Origin of the sequence: Colwellia sp. BRX9-1 (genome assembly GCF_014077195.1) — a bacterium.
In the GTDB taxonomy this organism is placed as follows: Bacteria; Pseudomonadota; Gammaproteobacteria; order Enterobacterales; family Alteromonadaceae; genus Colwellia_A.
In genome coordinates, this window is sequence record NZ_JACGVM010000028.1 from 1 (window position 1) to 19407 (window position 19407).

General features: G+C 38.7%; 17 protein-coding genes and 1 pseudogene. 15 read left to right on the forward strand and 3 right to left on the reverse strand.

The genetic code is table 11. The annotated features are described in order from the left end of the window. Both H4J76_RS18125 and H4J76_RS18130 read right to left on the reverse strand, forming a co-directional pair. Window positions 1–471: pseudogene (locus H4J76_RS18125) on the reverse strand (transposase); the annotation flags it as partial. 28 nt (window positions 472–499) lie between these two features. Beyond that, complete coding sequence (locus H4J76_RS18130; protein WP_182231065.1) at window positions 500–658, reverse strand: hypothetical protein; 159 nt, start codon at window positions 656–658, stop codon at window positions 500–502. Window positions 659–701: 43 nt separating this feature from the next. Between H4J76_RS18130 and H4J76_RS18135 the strand changes: the two genes are divergently transcribed. From H4J76_RS18135 to H4J76_RS18200, 14 genes are all read left to right on the forward strand, one after another. Further along, a complete protein-coding gene (locus H4J76_RS18135; RefSeq protein ID WP_182217417.1) occupies window positions 702–983 on the forward strand; it encodes a hypothetical protein in 282 nt (93 codons plus the stop codon). 370 nt (window positions 984–1353) lie between these two features. Continuing rightward, the gene (locus tag H4J76_RS18140) at window positions 1354–2586 is read left to right on the forward strand and encodes a serine hydrolase (RefSeq protein WP_182231059.1); all 1233 of its coding nucleotides are present in this window, start codon (window positions 1354–1356) and stop codon (window positions 2584–2586) included. Window positions 2587–3079: 493 nt separating this feature from the next. Further along, window positions 3080–3733, forward strand: coding sequence for a helix-turn-helix domain-containing protein (locus H4J76_RS18145; protein WP_182217420.1), 654 nt, complete (start codon window positions 3080–3082; stop codon window positions 3731–3733). A 475-nt stretch (window positions 3734–4208) separates the two neighbouring features. Then, window positions 4209–5000, forward strand: a complete 792-nt coding sequence (locus H4J76_RS18150; RefSeq protein ID WP_182231060.1) for a DUF3450 domain-containing protein — start codon at window positions 4209–4211, stop codon at window positions 4998–5000. A 10-nt stretch (window positions 5001–5010) separates the two neighbouring features. Beyond that, window positions 5011–6405 (forward strand): MotA/TolQ/ExbB proton channel family protein, encoded by a 1395-nt coding sequence (locus H4J76_RS18155; protein WP_182217424.1) that lies wholly within the window; start codon window positions 5011–5013, stop codon window positions 6403–6405. A 3-nt stretch (window positions 6406–6408) separates the two neighbouring features. Further along, a complete protein-coding gene (locus tag H4J76_RS18160; RefSeq protein WP_070376340.1) occupies window positions 6409–6939 on the forward strand; it encodes a MotA/TolQ/ExbB proton channel family protein in 531 nt (176 codons plus the stop codon). A 27-nt stretch (window positions 6940–6966) separates the two neighbouring features. Continuing rightward, on the forward strand, window positions 6967–7380 hold the full coding sequence (locus H4J76_RS18165; protein ID WP_070376341.1) for a biopolymer transporter ExbD: 414 nt from the start codon (window positions 6967–6969) through the stop codon (window positions 7378–7380). A gap of 3 nt (window positions 7381–7383) precedes the next feature. After that, on the forward strand, window positions 7384–8013 hold the full coding sequence (locus H4J76_RS18170; protein WP_231907376.1) for an energy transducer TonB: 630 nt from the start codon (window positions 7384–7386) through the stop codon (window positions 8011–8013). Between the two features lie 10 nt (window positions 8014–8023). Beyond that, window positions 8024–9361: a lipopolysaccharide assembly protein LapB gene (locus H4J76_RS18175; protein WP_182231061.1), complete on the forward strand. Its 1338-nt coding sequence runs from the start codon at window positions 8024–8026 to the stop codon at window positions 9359–9361. A 233-nt stretch (window positions 9362–9594) separates the two neighbouring features. Further along, a complete protein-coding gene (locus H4J76_RS18180; RefSeq protein WP_182217428.1) occupies window positions 9595–11130 on the forward strand; it encodes a Re/Si-specific NAD(P)(+) transhydrogenase subunit alpha in 1536 nt (511 codons plus the stop codon). 11 nt (window positions 11131–11141) lie between these two features. Further along, window positions 11142–12545 (forward strand): Re/Si-specific NAD(P)(+) transhydrogenase subunit beta, encoded by a 1404-nt coding sequence (gene pntB, locus H4J76_RS18185; RefSeq protein WP_182217430.1) that lies wholly within the window; start codon window positions 11142–11144, stop codon window positions 12543–12545. A gap of 153 nt (window positions 12546–12698) precedes the next feature. After that, on the forward strand, window positions 12699–14102 hold the full coding sequence (locus tag H4J76_RS18190; RefSeq protein ID WP_220466057.1) for a sodium:alanine symporter family protein: 1404 nt from the start codon (window positions 12699–12701) through the stop codon (window positions 14100–14102). A 79-nt stretch (window positions 14103–14181) separates the two neighbouring features. Continuing rightward, complete coding sequence (locus tag H4J76_RS18195) at window positions 14182–15501, forward strand: DEAD/DEAH box helicase (protein WP_182217431.1); 1320 nt, start codon at window positions 14182–14184, stop codon at window positions 15499–15501. Between the two features lie 20 nt (window positions 15502–15521). Next, complete coding sequence (locus H4J76_RS18200; protein ID WP_070376346.1) at window positions 15522–16175, forward strand: hypothetical protein; 654 nt, start codon at window positions 15522–15524, stop codon at window positions 16173–16175. A 10-nt stretch (window positions 16176–16185) separates the two neighbouring features. Here the strand turns inward: H4J76_RS18200 and H4J76_RS18205 are convergent, their stop codons facing one another. Beyond that, window positions 16186–17076 (reverse strand): GGDEF domain-containing protein, encoded by an 891-nt coding sequence (locus H4J76_RS18205; RefSeq protein WP_182217435.1) that lies wholly within the window; start codon window positions 17074–17076, stop codon window positions 16186–16188. 250 nt (window positions 17077–17326) lie between these two features. Here H4J76_RS18205 and H4J76_RS18210 point away from each other — a divergent pair, with 250 nt between their 5' ends. Beyond that, window positions 17327–19294, forward strand: a complete 1968-nt coding sequence (locus tag H4J76_RS18210; protein WP_182217437.1) for a monovalent cation:proton antiporter family protein — start codon at window positions 17327–17329, stop codon at window positions 19292–19294. Window positions 19295–19407: the final 113 nt, after the last annotated feature.

Below are 19407 nucleotides of genomic sequence, written 5' to 3' on the forward strand. Positions count from 1 at the left end.
GCATTTATCTTCTTTATTGGCTTGTCGAGCAATAGGCTCGTTTAATGCCCGCATAAACCAACTGATATCGATTAAGCGCTGTTTATAGACCTGTGCTGTTTCTTCAACCATTTCCATTTCGAATGTAGTTAATGATTGCTCTTGCTGATATTGACGGGTTAATAGGGTGCCTTTGAACAACTTATGCCAACGGGACAGTACCTCGAGCGTCGTCCAGTTGTTAGCTTTTTCACTATCAACATGAAGGACTAAATGTAAGTGATTATTCATGACAGCGTGAGCACAAATATCAATAGCAAACACCTGAGATAATGTAAAAATGCGCTGTTCAATCCAATGACGCCTGTGCTCATAACTGACACCGGTTTCTTTATCAACACCACATAAAAAAGCTTTGCGAACGGTTTGACTGCAAATATGATAATACGGCGTATCAGATAAACTAATTTGTTGTGAACGAGGCTTAGGCATAACAATCACCACACTTATAAGAGGTGAATTAAGTGTAGTTTATTGTTGAAAAAATAAACAAGTTATTATGGGTGGCTTGATTGCGGTAATCAATACCACATAAAAAGGCTTTTCGAACGGTTTGACTGCAAATATGATAATACGGCGTATCAGATAAACTAATTTGTTGTGAACGAGGCTTGGGCATAACAATCACCACACTTATAAGAGGGTAAATTAAGTGTAGTTTATTGTTGAAAAAACAAACAAGTTATTATGGGTGGCTTGATTGCGGTATTAAAACATATTTTAGATTACATGGTCATAAACGTGTAATTACTATTAATGTTAAATCTATGATTTTTACTGAGTTGGGTGATTCTTTAAAAGTCATCGATCTTAAATTTTCAGAGATTACCGAAGTGTACTTTACCGAAGGTAGGCAAGGGATACCTAGCAATTTGATTATCAAGTATGGTTACGATGGTCACGCCTACATTGCTAAAGATTATTTAAAACATCAATATTTTTAAGCTATTAGTTCAGCTTTTAAAAAAATCCTAAAAATAAATGAGATAAGTGTAAAATAAAATATAGCCAGCTGCTTAAACGGACACAAGCAGCTGGCTATGCTCGTACTTCGGTATTATAGCCAGCCATTTTTAGCCGCTTAGCAAAGCGTTATATGCAGGTTTAAGCCTAAGTAATATGACGAAGTCTATGTTTATTACCTGATGTTTATCGTATTGATAATTAATTTTTTATTGTTTTACTTGGTTGTTCTCGGCATGAGGCTCGCGGGGAAACTAGTCGGATGAATGAGTTGAAAAAAACCTTCATTCAGAGTAGCTAAAATGGAATTGTTTTTACAATACATAATATTATTTAATAAAGGAACTATCATTGAAATATAAAACTAAAACCACCGATTTTATCTTTTCTTCGCTTATTTCACTCACTCTATTAATATTTACAAGTGCAGTTTATGCGAGCAGTGAATCCATTGAGATCATTGAGAATAATTTAAAAAGTAATATAAAGATTAACGGCAAAACCGACTCGAGTGATTCAATCGTAAATCTTATGAAGCAGTTAAATGTACCTGGCCTTAGTATTGCGGTAATTCATAAAGGAAAAATTGATTGGTCAAAAGGTTACGGTATTGCTAATGGCACAAGGAAAGTAGACTCTAATACTTTATTTCAAGCGGGTTCAATTAGTAAACCCGTTGCAGCCCTTGCTGCGCTAAAATTGGTTAAAGAAGGAGAGTTAGATCTTGATGTTGATGTTAATCAATATCTAAAAGGCTGGAAGGTTAAGGGAGACTTATTAACTAAAGAAAATCCTGTTACTTTACGTCACCTTCTTACCCACACTGGCGGTATTAGTGTTCACGGCTTTCCCGGATATGCAACAGGTAGTGAAATACCAAGTACAACTGATGTGCTAAGTGGTAAAGGAAATACCGATAAAGTTGAGGTCAATGAAGCGCCGGGAAGTAAATGGCGGTATTCAGGTGGTGGCTATACTATAATGCAAAAAATAGTAGAAGATGTCACAGGAATGCCATTTTCTGAATATGCTGACAATCAAATTCTTAAACCTATGGGCATGTTCAATAGTACCTTTCAACATGTGTTACCCAAAAAATTAAAACAACATACCAGTGCAGCTTATGACTCTAATGGTGAAATGTATCCAGCAATATACAATGACTACGCAGAGAAGGCCGCAGCGGGATTATGGACTACCCCGTCAGATCTAGCGATTTATGCTATTCATATGCAAGCAATAATGGCAGGAAAGAATGACGGAATAGTAAATAAATCGACAGTAACAGCTATGTTCAGTAAGCATCAAGGAAATTGGGGGCTAGGGCCGGCGATGAGTGAAGTTAACAATCAACTTGTTTTTTCTCATTCTGGAAAAAACCTTGGTTTTACTAATGAATTTAAAGCCTTCGTGAATAGAGGCGAAGGGATGGTAGTAATGAGTAATGGTGATAATGCGCGGCAAATTAATCAAAAAATTATGAGCGCTATCTCCAAATATTATAAAATGGGCTTTCACTCACGAAAGAGCATAGAACCGTTAACTTTATTTATGAACAATCTCAAGGGCTTTATAGGAGAGTAAAACTGATAACTGATGGCTTCATTGTGGAGGTCAAGATTATTGATGGGCTGCTTAAAGTTAAAGCAAAACATGAAGCGCTGTTTTCACACTTAATACCTTCCAATAAGATTACATTTATTAATGTTGAATCTGAAATGAACTCGTTTGTATTCCATCGGGATGAAGCTGATAATGTCAGTAGTTTATTGGTAGCAGGAAGGTTTAGACTTCATAAAATTAAATAACGAGCTTTCCTCTATCGTGTTTAATACCGAGATGGCTGCATATAAAGTTGCTTAAAAGAAAATAACAGTTGGCCATCGCTTGGCAATTATAGCCAAGCCTTTTTATCGGCTAAACAGAGCGTTATGTCAGATGCACCCCGTAATATTTCGATTATTACTAATTATCAGTTAGATAGTGAAGTAGGCGGGGTATTGGCGGTGAAGTGGCGTAACAGAAATTGATAATATTAGGGTAGTTTCATTCCTCTATTTAACTGAGGTTATGAATTATGGATATGAAAGTAAAATCATCACTTATTAGAAAATACAGAACGGAAAGACTCTGGTCGCAAGAGCATTTATCAAAAGTAAGTGGGCTTGGCTTAAGGACTATTCAAAGGTTGGAGTCTCGCGGAAGTTGTTCATCCGAAACAATCATGTCACTAGCATCTGTTTTTGAAGTAGATGCCGCTACTCTTGTCTGGCGTGATGGGTGTTACCAAGCATATAAGCACAAGCAATGGGGAATTGTTACATTCACCGCTATATTTATTTTAGCGGCTGCAATACTAGGAATAAATGATGGGTATAAATTTTTACCATCGGAAGCTCTAGGGATTATTTTCGGTGTGCTAACTATAGTTGCTATTATATTTAGCTCTATGACAATTGAAGTTAATGAAAGTGAAGTCAGTTGGTATTTTGGTCCGGGAGTATTTAAAAAACAAATAGCACTGGAAGAGATTGCGAACTGCAATAATGTGAAAAATCCAATATGGATGGGATTCGGTATACACTCATTTGGAACTGGTTGGATTTATAATGTTTCGGGGCTTTTAGGTATAGAAATTGAACTAAAGGGAGGTTCATTTATTAGGTTAGGAACGAATCAGCCAAACTATCTTATTCAAGCTATTGTCGATGCTAAAGATAATGTAGAGTAATTTTTAAAGTAACAATTACTTAGTATCAAGGTTGAAGTACGACAAAATTGCGATGCAAAACCTGAATCGAATCAACATTAAAACTACAAGAGTTAATGGCTCCAGTTGAGGTAATAATAACCGTACGCTTGCCTACTTAACCGTCTTTTGCTTACGCAAGGTTGTCGTTTAAATGACAAGTACCAACGCCAGCTATTATCTTGAAGTAGTCATTAAATTAAGCATCGTGTGCAATGATAAAATTCTGATTTATTGACACGATTTTAATTTTAATGAATCCTCCACAATCCCCCAGATAAATTATTAATATCAATCTTAATTTCCACAGTAAGAAAAATGTCACAACCTTGTCATTTAATAAATCGGCAATATTCCTGAAACTTAATTGTCATATTTAGCCATTAATATTATCGACATTAATTTTAGGGGTAATCAAATAAGATCTGATTAGCTCAAACAAAGGCAAAAGGTTTTTATGACTCTTTCGAAAATTGCACAAGCTTGTTTATTACTGAGCTTAAGCACAACTAGCTTAATTAGCGATGCAACACCCACACTAGCGGATAATGATAAACAGCTCAGCCAAGTCGTTGATGCTGGTAAAGAAATCAACCAATCGGCCAGTCAGTCTCAACAGCGCGTTAATGCTATTAACGAGCAAATACAAACGAAGTCACAACAGTTTAAAACCATTAACAAGGAAATTGATGGCTTAACTGTTTATAACCAGCAAATGAAAACCCAAGTGGCGAACCAATTGAAAGAGCTTGACCAAATAGCCGTGTCAATGGAACAAGTGAGTATTATAGAACGACAAGTTTCACCGTTAATGGCGCGTATGATTGAAACCTTAGCAAACTTTATTACCTTGGATGTGCAGTTTTTAACAACCGAGCGTAATAAACGTATTGCTGATTTACACAGTATGATGGAACGCGCTGATGTTGCTATTTCTGAAAAGTTTCGCCGAGTACTCGCCGCTTATCAAATTGAAGTTGATTATGGGCGAACAATAGAGGCGTATTCTGGCTTAATTGATATTGACGGTAGTGATCAAAATGTTGACTTCCTCAGAATTGGCCGCGTAAGTCTAGTGTATCAAACACGTGATGGTCAAAAATTAGGTTTGTGGGATAACGCTTCTAAATCATGGCAGCCTCTTTCAGCGCAATATCGTTTAGATATTAATAAAGGTTTACGCATTGCTCGTAAACAACTTGCCCCCGATTTAATTATTGTCCCCGTAACGCAAAACTCGGCCGAATAAGGAATAACCCATGAAAAAATTACTTCTATTAATATCGGCAATAACTTTGTCAGCTGTTTCAGTATTCAGTGGCAATGCCATCGCGCAACAAGCAACGAGTTTAGATGACTTACTGTCACAATTAGCGCAAGGAAAAATTGCACAAAGTAAGCAAAATCAAGATAGAGAAGCAGAGTTCAATGCGAAAAAAAGCCAACAAACCCAATTATTAAACCAAGCAAGACAGCAGCGAGATCAAGCGATTAACTTAAGTACACAACTTGAAAAAAACTTTCAAGATAACGATGTAACCTTAGGTAATAATACCGATGCGCTCAACAAGCGCATGGGTGAATTAAAAGAATTGTTTGGTGTATTACAACAAGTCGCTGGCGATACGCGCAGTAAATTTCAAACTTCTGTTATTTCAGCACAAATTCCTGGTCGAGGTCAGTTTCTTGATGAGTTTGCGCAAAGTATGGGCTCCTCATCAAAATTAGCCTCTATTGAAGAAATTGAACGTTTGTGGTTTGAATTACAACGTGAAATGACACAAAGTGGAAAAGTGCATAAGTTTAGCCGAGAAATTGTGTTAGCAAACGGTGAGAAAAGCCAAGCAGATGTGGTGCGTGTTGGTGGTTTTAATCTAGTTTCACAAGGAAAGTATCTTGAATATATTGATGAAACAGCTTCTGTTGCACAATTAATGAGACAACCATCGAGTCGTTATTTATCAAGTGCTAATGCACTCACTTCAAGCACTAATCAAGTCGTTCCTTTTGCTTTAGACCCAACAGGTGGTTCAATCTTAGGATTATTAGTACAAGCACCTGACTTACAAGAACGCGTTGAACAAGGTGGTGCGGTTGGTTATGTTATTTTAGCGATTGGTCTCATTGGTTTACTGATTGCGATTGAACGTTTTATCACACTCTTTTTCATTGGCAGTAAAGTCAATCGTCAATTAAAGAGCGATCAAGCATCAAATGACAATCCACTGGGTCGGGTTATGTTAGTCCAAGATAAAAATCCCCTTGATAACGTTGAAACCTTAGAGTTAAAGCTCTCTGAAAGTATTTTAAAAGAAGTCCCTGTATTAACAACTCGGCTCACTTTCATCAAAATCATTTCAGTAGTTGCGCCTTTAATTGGTTTGTTAGGCACAGTTACAGGGATGATCAATACCTTTCAAGCGATTACCTTATTTGGCACAGGTGACCCTAAACTAATGGCAGGTGGTATTTCTCAAGCATTAGTAACAACGGTACTGGGCTTAGTTGTTGCTATTCCCATGGTCTTTATTTCTACACTGCTCAACACCCGAAGTCGCGGTATTATTAATATTTTACAACAACAAAGTGCAGGGATTTTAGCTGAACGCTCAGAAAGCTCTGAAAAACCGCTGACATCAAAGCAAGGAGCATAAACCATGATCCTCTTCATCGAAATGATGAATCGTATCCAAGAATTTTTGGATACGGGGGGGCTAGTGTTAAGCGTTATCGCCGCGGTTATTTGTTTAATGTGGTTACTTATTTTTGAACGATTGTTTTTTTACTTGCACAGTTATAAAACGGTGAAAGAAAACATCATTAAAAGTTGGTTTAAACGCCCGGAACGACATTCGTGGAATGCCCAGCATATAAGAATTGCTCATATATCAAGAGCCACTGAAATGCTTAAAACTAACGTTACCTTAATTCAATGTTTAGTTGTCTTGTGTCCACTGCTTGGTTTGATGGGCACGGTAACCGGTATGATTGAAGTGTTTGACGTTATGGCAATTTCGGGCAGTGGTAATGCACGGTCAATGGCTTCAGGCGTTTCGCGCGCGACTATTCCAACAATGGCTGGCATGGTCGGCTCTTTGTCTGGTGTATTTATGGTGACATGGTTACAGCGTAAAACGAAACGTAGAACTGAGCAAATGGAAGACAGTCTTCCGATGGCTCACCAATAATTAGCAGTTTAATTAAGGAGTAACGCTATGCGTTCTCAACTATCAAATATTTTACAAGAACAAGAAGAAGCCGAAGAAATTAACATGACGCCTATGTTAGACGTGGTCTTCATTTTATTGATATTTTTTATTGTTACCGCCTCGTTTGTTAAAGAAGCGGGTATTGAAGTGAATCGACCAGAAGCGGCTACTGCCGTTAAAAAGGAACGAGCCAATATCTTAGTTGCAATTAGTGATAAAGGCGATATTTGGATCAATAAGCGTCGTATTGATATTCGAGCCGTACAAGCCAATATTGAACGCTTAAAGGCAGAAAACCCTCAGGGTACTGTTGTTATTCAAGCCGATAAAGCATCGACAACTGATACGTTAATTAAAGTGATGGATGCTGCTCGTTCAGCGGGTGTTTTTGATGTTTCAATTGCTGCTCAAGAGGGATAAATCATGGCAACCGTGATGAACACTCCTGCCCGTTACAGCATAGGTTTATTACTTGCTGTGGTGATGACTTTCTTTCTTTTATGGGGGATGCAAGCGCTTATTTCTGGTGGTAATAATGCTTTAACTGAAGCGCCTCGCGGTAATGTACTCGACTTTATTAGATTGAAAAAAGAGCAGCAACTGACAAAAAAAGAACGCAAACCACAAAAACCACCAGCGCCTAAAGCACCACCACCGCAAATGCAGCAACCACAAATGCAACAAGCTAACCCCAATGCATTAAGTACTGCTAGCGGGTTTGGTGCTGATATTCAAACTGATTTAAGTTTAGCCGGGGGCTTAAGTTTAAGTGGCGGTGATGGCGACTATTTGCCCATAGTGAAAGTCTCACCTATTTACCCACGTCGTGCTCAATCTCGTGGCATTGAAGGGTATGTTATTGTTGAATTTATTGTCACTAAAAATGGTTCAGTACGGGACGCTATAGTTGTTGAAGCTAAACCTGAAGGTATTTTTGATCAAGCGGCAATGGCGGCAGCATTAAAATTTAAGTACAAACCACGGGTAGTTGATGGTGTCGCTATGGAAGTTGCTGGCGTGCAGAATAAAATTTCTTTCCAAATAGAAGGCTAAGGAGTCGGTGATGACTAAAATGACAACATTAAAAAGAAAAGCACTATCGTGCCTTTCAATCGCGTTACTCTTTAGCGCTCCGGTAATATTTAACCAAAATATGGGTGGCAATATTGCAAATGCGCAATCATCAGCACAGTTGGGTAAAGAAAAAACCTCAGTGAAAGTACCCGCGATGCGTAACCGTGTTTATACCCAATTGGCAAGAGCACAAAAACTTGCTGATGAAGGGAACGGTTTAGAGGGCTTTGATGTACTTGATGAAGTGCAAGACCGCATTGATAGTTTAAACAGTTACGAACGTGCGATGTTATGGAATTTTTATGGCTTTATGTATTACGGTAATGACGATGTCGCTTCAGCCATTGATAGCTTTGAAAAAGTTATCGATGAAAATGCGATCCCTGAAACATTAAGGCTGTCGACACTTTATTCTTTAGCGCAATTATCAATGCAAATGCAAAACTTTCCACAATCTTTAAAGTTTTTAGTTTTGTGGCAAGCAACTAACGACAAAGCTATTACCGATACTCAACAAGTCTTATTTGCGCAAGTTTATTATCAAAATAAACAATATCAGCAGTCTCTGCACTATGTTTCACAGGCTATTAAACAAAGCATCGCGGCCAATGAAATTCCTAAAGAAAATTGGTTGATTTTACAACGTGCAAATTACTTTGAATTAAAGCAGCCAATTGAAGTAACCGCTGTGATAGAAAATCTGGTTCGCTATTACAATAAACCTAAATATTGGTTACAGCTTTCAGCAATGTATGGTGAAATTGGCCAAGAAGATAAGCAGCTTGCGGTGATGGAAGGCGCTTGGCAAGCGGGCTATGTGACTCAGTCAACTGACATTATCACCTTAGTACAGCTGTATCGCTTTCATAACGTGCCAATTAAAGCGGCAAACTTACTCGCTGAAGCAATAGACAGTGGTCAAGTTATCGCCCAAGAAAAATATTTAGAGATGCTGGCTAATGCATACATGGCGGCAAAAGATGATGAAAAATCAATTCCGGTATTAATTAAAGCAGCAGAAATTTCTGAAACAGGTAAGTTTGATGCTGCTTTAGCACAAGCTTATTTAAACTTAGAAAAATGGCAACTTGCTATTAATTCAGCTAATGAAGCACTAAGTCGTGGTGACTTAGCTTCAGAAGTTAGCCTAGGTAATATGTATTTAGCCAAAGGTATGGCGGAATTTAATCTGCAAAAATTTGGCGACTCTTTATCTGCCTTTGAACAAGCCAAAAAAATTAAAAGTTCGGCTAAAACAGCGAAACAATGGTTTCAGTATGTTGAAAAAGAGCAAGTTGCTAAGCAAAATTTGGCGATGTTAAATTAATTATTCCGTAGTTTTACCTTATTCTCCTTTGCGAACATCCCCTTGACGGATAAAAAGTTAGTTCAGGGGGAGCTGACTATATTTATTATGAAAATAGCCGTTATTATTTTTAGGTGTATGAAATTCATTCAATTGATGGTAAAACATTAATTATAAAACCCATAAGAAAAGTAATATGTTGCAGCTTTATCTTAATTTACGTTGAAGTTGCGACCTTTTAAAAAAGGTGGCTTATGAATATTGGAATACCTAAAGAAACACTAACAGGGGAAAACCGAGTAGCAGCATCGCCAAGCTCGGTAGTTGCTCTACTTAAGCTTGGCTTTAGTGTCCAAGTACAAAAAGGAGCTGGCACAAAAGCCAGTTTTACTGATGAAGAGTTTGCCGACGCAGAAGCTTCATTAGTCACTAAAAAAATATGCTGGCAGTCAGATATTATTTTTAAAGTAAATGCACCTTCACTTGATGAAGTTGCACAAATGAAAGATGGCGCACATTTAGTCAGTTTTATTGCACCAGCGCAAAGTCCAGAGTTACTCGAAGCCTTACGCGAAAAATCAATTACGACCTTTGCCATGGAAATGGTGCCACGTATGACTCGCTCTCAGTCAATGGATGCACTAAGTTCAATGGCAAATATTGCCGGCTATCGCGCTGTTATTGAAGCAACCCATCTTTTTGGACGCTTCTTAACAGGACAAATTACAGCTGCGGGTAAAATGCCTCCTGCAAAAGTAATGATCATTGGTGCGGGTGTTGCAGGTCTTGCTGCTATTGGTACCGCTGGAAGTTTAGGCGCTGTGGTTCGCGCTTTTGATACGCGCCCCGAAGTAAAGGAACAAATTGAAAGTATGGGCGCAGAGTTTCTTGAGCTTGACTACGAAGAACCCGAAGATACGGGATCAGGCGATGGTTATGCAAAAGAAATGAGTAAAGCATTCATTGATGCTGAAATGGCACTCTTTGCAGAACAAGCCAAAGATGTTGATATTATTATTACCACAGCGATGATCCCGGGCAAACCAGCGCCTAAGTTAATTACAGAAGCCATGGTTCATTCAATGAAACCCGGTTCAATTATTGTTGATTTAGCGGCCGCGGGTGGTGGTAATTGTGCCTTAACCGTTCCGGGTAAAGTTGCTAATGTTGGTGGTGTTAAAATTATTGGTTACACAGATTTAGTTTCTCGTTTACCCAATCAAGCATCACAGCTCTATTCAAATAATTTGGTTAATTTAACTAAATTAGTGTGTCCAAATAAAGACGGTACCATTACGGTTGATTTTGAAGATCAAGTGGTTCGAAATATGACCGTCGTTAATCATGATGAAATTACCTTTCCGCCACCACCAATTCAAGTCAGTGCGGCACCCACTAAACCTGCTCCAGTAAAAATTAAAGCAGTCGATGTGAAAGAAGAACCCGCATCACAAACTAAAAAGCATCTGTTTATGGCAATAGGCGCGTTATTGTTTGCTTGGGTGGCCAGTGTTGCTCCCGCGGATTTTCTCTCTCATTTCACTGTTTTTGTGCTTTCTTGTGTTATTGGTTACAACGTGGTGTGGAATGTCAGTCATTCGCTGCATACGCCTTTAATGAGTGTTACTAATGCCATTTCGGGCATTATTATTGTTGGCGCTTTGTTACAAATAGGGCAAGACAATATATTGATACAAATACTTGCGGGGATTGCGGTGCTCATTGCCACAATAAATATTGTTGGTGGCTTTGTAGTGACCAAACGTATGTTAAAAATGTTTAGAAGATAAGGGGCGCATTGATGGAATTTTCTCAAGGGTTAATTAGCGCAGCTTATATTGTTGCTGCATTATTATTTATTTTTAGTCTTTCAGGGTTAAGTAAGCAAGAAACGGCTGAAACAGGTAATTGGTATGGCATCACGGGTATGGCCGTTGCTTTAATCGCAACCATTGCCGACCCACGTGTCGATAATGTTTTAGTGATATTTATTACCATGTCAGTTGGCGCTTTTATTGGTTTACATTTAGCCAAAAAAGTTGAAATGACGCAGATGCCAGAGTTGGTCGCTATTTTACATAGTTTTGTTGGCCTAGCGGCGGTACTTGTTGGCTTTAACAGTTATTTTGAAATGGACCACTCTTTAGCGTTTAACCTAACCGACACCCAACAAATGGAGACCAACATTCATTTAGTTGAAGTATTCTTAGGTGTTTTTATTGGCGCGGTAACCTTTACCGGTTCAATTGTCGCTTTTGCTAAATTACGCGGTGTTATTAGCTCTTCAGCATTGATGTTGCCACATCGCCATAAGTTAAATTTAGTAGCAGGTATTGTTACTTTAGTTTTACTTATTAGCTTTGTTCAAAGTGATGGCGCTATTAATCCACTATACATGATGACCTTTATTGCACTTGTCTTTGGTTGGCATTTAGTCGCTTCAATTGGCGGTGCTGATATGCCTGTTGTTGTCTCTATGCTCAATTCATATTCTGGATGGGCAGCCGCAGCCGCAGGTTTTATGCTTAACAACGATTTGTTAATTGTAACCGGCGCTTTGGTGGGGTCATCAGGGGCAATACTGTCATACATTATGTGTAAGGCGATGAATCGTTCTTTTATTAGTGTTATTGCTGGAGGTTTTGGTACCGATGTTGTTATTGATAACGATACTGATTATGGCGATCACATTGAAATAAATGCCGAGGCTGTTGCTGATCTGTTGCGCGGAGCTAAATCCGTTATTATTACGCCAGGTTATGGTATGGCTGTAGCGCAAGCTCAATATCCTGTTTATGAAATGACTCAAGCGTTAAAAGCGAAAGGGATCGATGTGCGTTTTGCTATTCATCCGGTTGCAGGGCGCTTGCCTGGACATATGAATGTTTTATTAGCGGAAGCAAAAGTTCCATATGATATTGTTTTTAGTATGGATGAAATTAATGATGACTTCCCTACAACCGATGTTGTTTTGGTGATTGGGGCAAATGACACGGTAAATCCTGCAGCTGCAGAAGATCCAACCAGCCCTATTGCCGGTATGCCAGTGCTAGAAGTATGGAATGCTAAACAAGTCATTGTCTTTAAACGTTCAATGAGTACCGGTTATGCTGGGGTTCAAAACCCATTATTCTTTAAAGAAAATACTCAGATGTTATTTGGTGATGCTAAAGACTCTGTTGAAAAAATATTTAAAGCACTGTAATTAACTTTACATTGAGTAATAAAAACCAGTGATCGTTCACTGGTTTTTTTTGCTTAGCACTATTTGTTTTCTTAACACTAATAGGGTCTAACGCTGGTAGTACTTTGTTTGTTATGATAATTAGTAATAATCTAAAAAGGTGAGAAAGATATTTTGATAGAACAATGGATAGGTACGATCAATGGTTATTTATGGGGCAGTGTGCTTATCTATTTACTGACCGGTTGTGGTATTTGGTTTACTTGGCGATTAAAGTGCCTGCAAATAACTCACTTTACTCACATGTTTACGTTACTTAAATTAAGTCGTAAAACAGACAGCCAAGGCATCTCTTCTTTTCAAGCATTATGTACTTCGCTTGCCGCCCGTGTCGGCACCGGAAATTTAATGGGGGTAGCTGTCGCTATTACCTTAGGTGGCGCTGGTGCTGTTTTTTGGATGTGGCTTATTGCTCTTGTTGGTATGGCAACTGCCTTTGCTGAAAGTGCATTAGGCCAACTCTACAAAGAAAAAGATGCCAACGGAAACTTTCGTGGTGGTCCTGCTTATTACATGAGCAAAGGCTTAAAAAGTAGAAAACTTGCGGTGACTTTTTCGCTGTGTTTATTTTTCGGATATGGTTTTGTTTTTAGCTCAGTGCAAGCCCATTCAATTACCAGTGCTTTTGACGGCTCTTTTGGTATTAACCCGTTATTTACCGGCATTGTCATTACTATAGCAACGGCCTTTATTGTTTTTGGTGGTTTGAAAAACATCGCTCGTTTTGCAGAAATAACGGTACCTTTTATGGGGCTTGCTTATTTATTAGTCTGTCTAGCGGTCATCTTTTTAAATATTGAAAAAATCCCTGCCATTATTAGCGATATATTTGCTTCTGCTTTTGGTTTAAAAGAAGCGGGCAGCGGCTTAGTTGGTGCGGCAATAGTCCAAGGCATAAAACGTGGACTCTATTCTAATGAAGCGGGGATGGGGAGCTCACCCAATGCCGCTGCCGCCGCAGTACCTTATCCTCCTCATCCTGTTTCACAAGGTTATATACAAATGCTTGCTGTGTTTTTTGACACTATTGTTATTTGTTCTTGTACCGCTTTTCTTATTTTATTATTCAAAGAAACAGGTAGCGATGCACAAGGGATACAATTAACTCAGCAAGCGTTAGCTTATCAAGTGGGCGCATGGGGTAGCGATTTTATTACTATCGCTATATTACTGTTTGGTTTCACCTCAATTGTTGCCAACTTTGCTTATGCTGAAAATAATTTGAAGTATTTAAATATGGATAATCCACTTGGACATTGGTTTTTACGTTGTGGATTTTTGGCGATGTTGATTTTTGGTTCAGTAGCGAGTTTACCTCAAGTTATTGCTTTAGCTGATTTATCTACAGGGCTTATGACGGTAGTTAATGTCACGGCTTTATTACTCTTGTCTAAAGTTGTGGTGAGTATTACTCAAGACTATCATAAGCAACATAACCAAGGAAAATTGCCGAGCTATAAGCCAAGTGAAAGCGAGCATAATCGTTTTAATTTGACGAAAGGGATCTGGCAAAAATAGTCTGATGAATAATCTTTAAACTATGCTAGAATGCGCGCCTTAATTTTGGGTTTCGTTTTTTTTTGATAAGTGGTGATATATGAGTGTTGATGCAATAGGGTTGTCGGCTGAACTATTAAAGGCAGTTAAAGCCTGTGGTTATAAAACGTTGACGCCTGTTCAGCAGCAAGCTATACCGCTTATTCGGTCTGGGGTTGATCTACTGGCAAGTGCGCAAACAGGTACCGGTAAAACAGCCGCTTTTAGTTTACCAATACTAGAGGCTTTAGCTAAAATTCCGAGTGATAATAATTCATCAAAAACCATTCGCGCACTTATTTTAACGCCAACGCGTGAGCTTACTCAACAAGTTGCCCGTAATATCGAAAGCTATAGTGAATTTTTACCATTAAGCTGCGGTGCTGTTTATGGTGGTGTAAATATGCCACCACAAACTAGAATGTTAAAGCAAGGTGTTGATGTACTTGTTGCTACACCTGGGCGTCTACTTGAGCATGTAGTGGCGAGAAATGTAGATTTATCACAAGTTAAATTTCTTGTTTTAGATGAAGCTGACCGTATGCTAGATATGGGTTTTTTAAATGACATTCAGCAATTAATCAGTGTTATTAAGCAAAAACATCAAACATTGATGTTTTCAGCAACATTTTCAAATAAAGTGAAAACGTTAGCTAAACAAGTCTTGCATACGCCAAAAACCTTAGAAGTTTCACGCCAAAATTCAACATCAGGCAAGGTTAAACAATCAGTTTATTGGGTATCAGAAACACGTAAATGTGAATTATTATCAGAATTGATTGGTATTAATAATTGGCAGCAAGTACTTGTTTTTGCAGGTACCAAAGAAAGTGCAAATATACTCGCTAAAGAACTTAAGCTTGACGGAATTAAGTCGGCGTTGTGTCATGGTGATAAAACACAAGGCGCAAGAAACAAAGCCCTTGAACAATTTACGGAAGGAAAAGTTCGCGTGCTTGTTGCTACCGATGTTGCAGCTCGAGGATTAGATATTCCTGATTTACCTTACGTTGTTAACTTTCACTTGCCTTATCTTGCTGAAGATTATGTGCACCGTATTGGCCGTACAGGCCGAGCAGGAAAGTCTGGTACGGCAATTTCACTAGTTAGCCCTAAAGATGAACAGTTTTTAGAAAATATCGAAGCATTAATTGGTCGAACTTTTGAACGAACAATTGTCCCTGGCTATGAACTAGAACGTGCTTTACCAGCACAATATGCTGAAAAAGAAGATAAACCTCTAAAGAAAAGCCGTTACAAAGCGACACAAGAGAAAAACCAATTAATAGCCCGTAAAAAGGCAGACAGTACGCCTGCGGCTAAACGACGTGCAAAAGTGGCCAAAAAAGCCAAACCAGCGCCTACCGGCAAACGTAGATAATTTATTGTTGAACAGTACTTATGGCACACACCTTAGTTGATATACCCTTTGAACAACGCCATCAGTGCTGGTTTTGTGGCGAGCCATCTGAATTAACATTTGGCTTTCCGCATCAATATTTTCTAGTTTTTGATTGCTCTCATCCACCATTATCTGTACCTAGTTGTCGTGAATGTACTTCTTTAGCGAGAAAGGCAAAGCAGCATTCTATTTGGGCTGTTGCCAATAATGTTAAGCACTTTTTAGCACAAACCTATCAAAAAGATTTAGCGATAGGTATCAATTGGACGAAAGAAGAGCTTGCCGATAGTGAGTTTGAAAGCGGAAATTTTGTTGGCTTTCAAAAAAGTGCTTGGATGATGTATGAAATAGCCAAACAACGCTTAAATTATCAAGGCTGGTTATTGTCGCTTGAGGGCGTCGAACTCGATGTTGATTATATTGGCACCGAGTTTACTTTTGATGGGGTAACTTACCCAAGTGTTGATCTTGCTATTGAGCACTTTATTGAAACCTATGACTTGTCGGCTGAAAACTTTAAAAAAGCACTATCAATTGTCGGCATTGACAAATTTGGCAAAGCGGTAAGGTTTTGCCGCCTGCTTATTGGCAGAACGCCAGAGCAACAAAAATTAGCGCTTCGCTATTTTGCAGAAGACGAAAAATTAAGCTAAGTTAATCTCACTAGACTAAACTTAGCTTACGGTCTTTAAATATTTTTCTTTGATATAGCGCTTTGTCGGCGCGTTTAAAAAAACTTGCTTGCGTATCCATCCTGTCCATAAAAGTATGCCCTAAACTACAACTGACTTGATGTTTTGATAATAAAGGATCACGAGTCATTGCGCTGTATATCCGCTGTTCAATAACGAGTAGAGAATCTAGCGTGGCATTTTCAACAATGATTGAAAACTCATCACCACCAAATCGAAATAAACTATCAGAATCTCGGACACTTTCTTTAAGCGCCAAAGAAAACTGAATCAAGACATCATCACCTAAATTGTGGCCATGACTGTCGTTAATTAATTTAAACTTATCGAGGTCGCAGACGATTAAACCGACTTTACTATTTTGGCGGTTTGCATGGTGCATAGCACGCTTTAACTGCTCATCAAAACATCGACGGTTATTTAAAGAGGTTAATCCATCTTGCATCGCTAACAGCAAAGCTTCCTGATACTGTAAAGCATTATTTAATGGGTGAATTAAATACTGGTGTAACTCGTTAAGTATCTTATAATTAGTAATGCTTATTGGTGAATTAATGGCGTAGGTCAAAATACCAACAAACTTTTGGTTTAGTTTTAATTCAAAACTACGTTCATTTTTACCTTGTCTACTCCCTCTAATCGAAGCGGTCATATCACCTTTCTTGAAATATAGACCTGAAAAATCGACATACTTAGCTGCTTCCATTGCAAAAATATTGAGTAAACGATCAAGCTCTAGCGATGTTTGGAGTTGTTCCATTAACGCTAATTTTCTATTAGATTTTTCATGGTCAGGACTATCAAACACTTTAAAAGCGTTATATTGAAAAGCCTGATTATCTACTAAATTTAATGTCTGCATATCATCACCTGATTATTTTATCAGATATGATTAAGCAATTTTTATACCTAAATTTATTTTAAAGTGGTTATTTTTATAGTATTGATATTAAATGAGTTTATATTAATAAAATCTTTGACGAATTTTTGACAATTCATTAATGGCAAGGAGTTGCCGCTGTCAAACTACCGATAATTGCTTTAGACTCAGTAGTGCTCACTCTATTTTTATAAATTTAATACCGATGCGAATGATAAAATAAGGATTTTTTGTGACAGGTCATTTTGAACTCTTAGCTATTCTATCAAGTGCTGTACTTATTGTTTGGTTATTTCGCCGTTTACACTTACCGGCAATTTTAGCCTACTTAGTGGCAGGTATGCTGGTTGGTGATCATGGTTTATCTTTGGTTCAAGACCAAGTGGATTACGATCACTTTGCTGAGTTAGGTATCGTCTTTTTACTTTTTACCCTAGGCTTAGAATTTTCATTACCTAAATTAATCGCCATGCGCCATCTGGTCTTAGCGGTTGGTAGTCTTCAAGTAGGTATTTCGCTAGCTTTTTTTATGGGCATTGCTTTGTTGTTTGGTCAGACATTTGCTAGTGCTTTGATTATTGGTGGTATTATAGCGCTTTCTTCAACAGCCATCGTTATTCGGCAATTGAGTGAAACGGGCGCAATGAAAAGAAAGTCTGGGCAGCTCTCTGTTGCTATCTTACTTTTTCAGGATGTAGCCGTTGTTCCCTTATTAATTATCATCCCGATGTTTGCCCAAGAGTCTGATAGTTCAATGGTTGTTGAGCTACTGATTGCTCTAGTTAAAGGCGTCTTTGTCGTTACCTTGTTAATGTTTGCCGGAAAATGGTTGCTACCACGTTTATTTAATTTAGTGGCGCAAGTTAGAACCGATGAATTATTTGTTTTAACAACCTTATTAGTTACCTTAGTCGCATCATCATTGACGCAATGGTTTGGCTTATCTATGGCTTTAGGGGCTTTTCTCGCAGGTATGATGTTAGGTGAAAGCCAGTACAAGTATCAGCTTGAAGCCGATATTCGGCCTTATCGTGATATCTTGCTAGGTTTATTTTTTGTAACGGTCGGTATGAAACTCGACATCGGCATCGTTTATTCCTCACCATTGGTTATTATCGGCGTTATGGTCAGCTTTATGGTGGTTAAGATACTCATTATCGCCTTCTTAGCAAAACGCGCAGGAGAAGCGGCTAAAGATGCTTGGGCTGCAGGTATTATGTTGGCACAGATGGGTGAATTTGGTTTTGTGCTTATCGCTTTAGCCAATCAGGTTAAATTGTTACCGGTTGAAACTGCTTCTATCTTGTTAGGCGCAGGTGTATTGAGTATGGCGATAACACCTTATATGATTAACAATGCTCGTCGTTGGTCGTTGATGTTGAGTAACGAAAAGCCCATAGATACCGATCATTTAGCTGAACTTCCCGAGCAAACAGAGTTAAGTGACCATGTCATTATTTGTGGTTTTGGTCGAATTGGCCAAACGGTGAGTCGCTTTTTAAAGCAAGAGTCGATTAAGTTTGTTGCTATCGATATTGACCCACTTAGGGCAACAAAAGCGCGTGAAGCAGGAGAAAATGTGCTTTTTGGCTCATCAAGACAAACTGAATTATTACAAGCAGCTCACTTGTCGAAAGCTAAGCTTGTTGTTATTGCTTTTGGTGAGGACAAACAATCACTTGAGGTTATTCAAAAAGTTAGATCATTATCACCCGATGTTCCTATCCTTGTCCGCACTCGAAATGACGATCAACTACAAGCATTGCAAGAAGCGGGTGCTAATCAAGTGGTACCAGAGAGTTTAGAGGGCAGCTTAATGCTGGTCTCTCAAGTGTTATCTTTAACCGGAGTGCCTTTCTCTCGTATTATTCGCCGTGTACAAAAAGAACGTAAAGACCACTACAGCCATTTGCATGGGTTTTTTCAGGGTGAGCATACTGACATGAGCCCTGATGCTATGGATCGCATTGAATTCGCTAATGGGATTATATTAACGGAAAACTCTTATGCTAATGGGCATTCTATAGCGTCACTGAATTTATCGGCAAAACGGGTCACGGTGGTTGCGCTTCGCCGTAACAATATTGAATCAGAGCAACCCGATGAAGCCACTATTCTTCAAGCTCAGGATACCCTGATTGTACGCGGAAAGCCTCGACGAGTAGAACGAGCAGAGCGCTTTGTTCAAAAGGGGGTTTAGCTTTTCCTTTGACTGTCCGCAGTGTTGTTAGGTCTAGATGAGTATAACGAGCAGGACATTTCATCCAAGAGAGGGGGGATTTTTTCTTGATTGCCGCAGTGTTGTTAGGTCTA

Excerpts from the sequence above, each read along its gene's own strand:
- H4J76_RS18175 (WP_182231061.1), top strand. The coding sequence starts at position 8,024 with ATGACTAAAATGACAACATTAAAAAGAAAAGCACTATCGTGCCTTTCA.
- H4J76_RS18150 (WP_182231060.1), top strand. The coding sequence starts at position 4,209 with ATGACTCTTTCGAAAATTGCACAAGCTTGTTTATTACTGAGCTTAAGC.
- H4J76_RS18205 (WP_182217435.1), bottom strand. The coding sequence starts at position 17,076 with ATGCAGACATTAAATTTAGTAGATAATCAGGCTTTTCAATATAACGCT.
- H4J76_RS18170 (WP_231907376.1), top strand. The coding sequence starts at position 7,384 with ATGGCAACCGTGATGAACACTCCTGCCCGTTACAGCATAGGTTTATTA.
- H4J76_RS18200 (WP_070376346.1), top strand. The coding sequence starts at position 15,522 with ATGGCACACACCTTAGTTGATATACCCTTTGAACAACGCCATCAGTGC.
- H4J76_RS18130 (WP_182231065.1), bottom strand. The coding sequence starts at position 658 with ATGCCCAAGCCTCGTTCACAACAAATTAGTTTATCTGATACGCCGTAT.
- H4J76_RS18155 (WP_182217424.1), top strand. The coding sequence starts at position 5,011 with ATGAAAAAATTACTTCTATTAATATCGGCAATAACTTTGTCAGCTGTT.
- H4J76_RS18160 (WP_070376340.1), top strand. The coding sequence starts at position 6,409 with ATGATCCTCTTCATCGAAATGATGAATCGTATCCAAGAATTTTTGGAT.
- H4J76_RS18145 (WP_182217420.1), top strand. The coding sequence starts at position 3,080 with ATGGATATGAAAGTAAAATCATCACTTATTAGAAAATACAGAACGGAA.
- H4J76_RS18165 (WP_070376341.1), top strand. The coding sequence starts at position 6,967 with ATGCGTTCTCAACTATCAAATATTTTACAAGAACAAGAAGAAGCCGAA.
- H4J76_RS18195 (WP_182217431.1), top strand. The coding sequence starts at position 14,182 with ATGAGTGTTGATGCAATAGGGTTGTCGGCTGAACTATTAAAGGCAGTT.
- pntB (WP_182217430.1), top strand. The coding sequence starts at position 11,142 with ATGGAATTTTCTCAAGGGTTAATTAGCGCAGCTTATATTGTTGCTGCA.
- H4J76_RS18180 (WP_182217428.1), top strand. The coding sequence starts at position 9,595 with ATGAATATTGGAATACCTAAAGAAACACTAACAGGGGAAAACCGAGTA.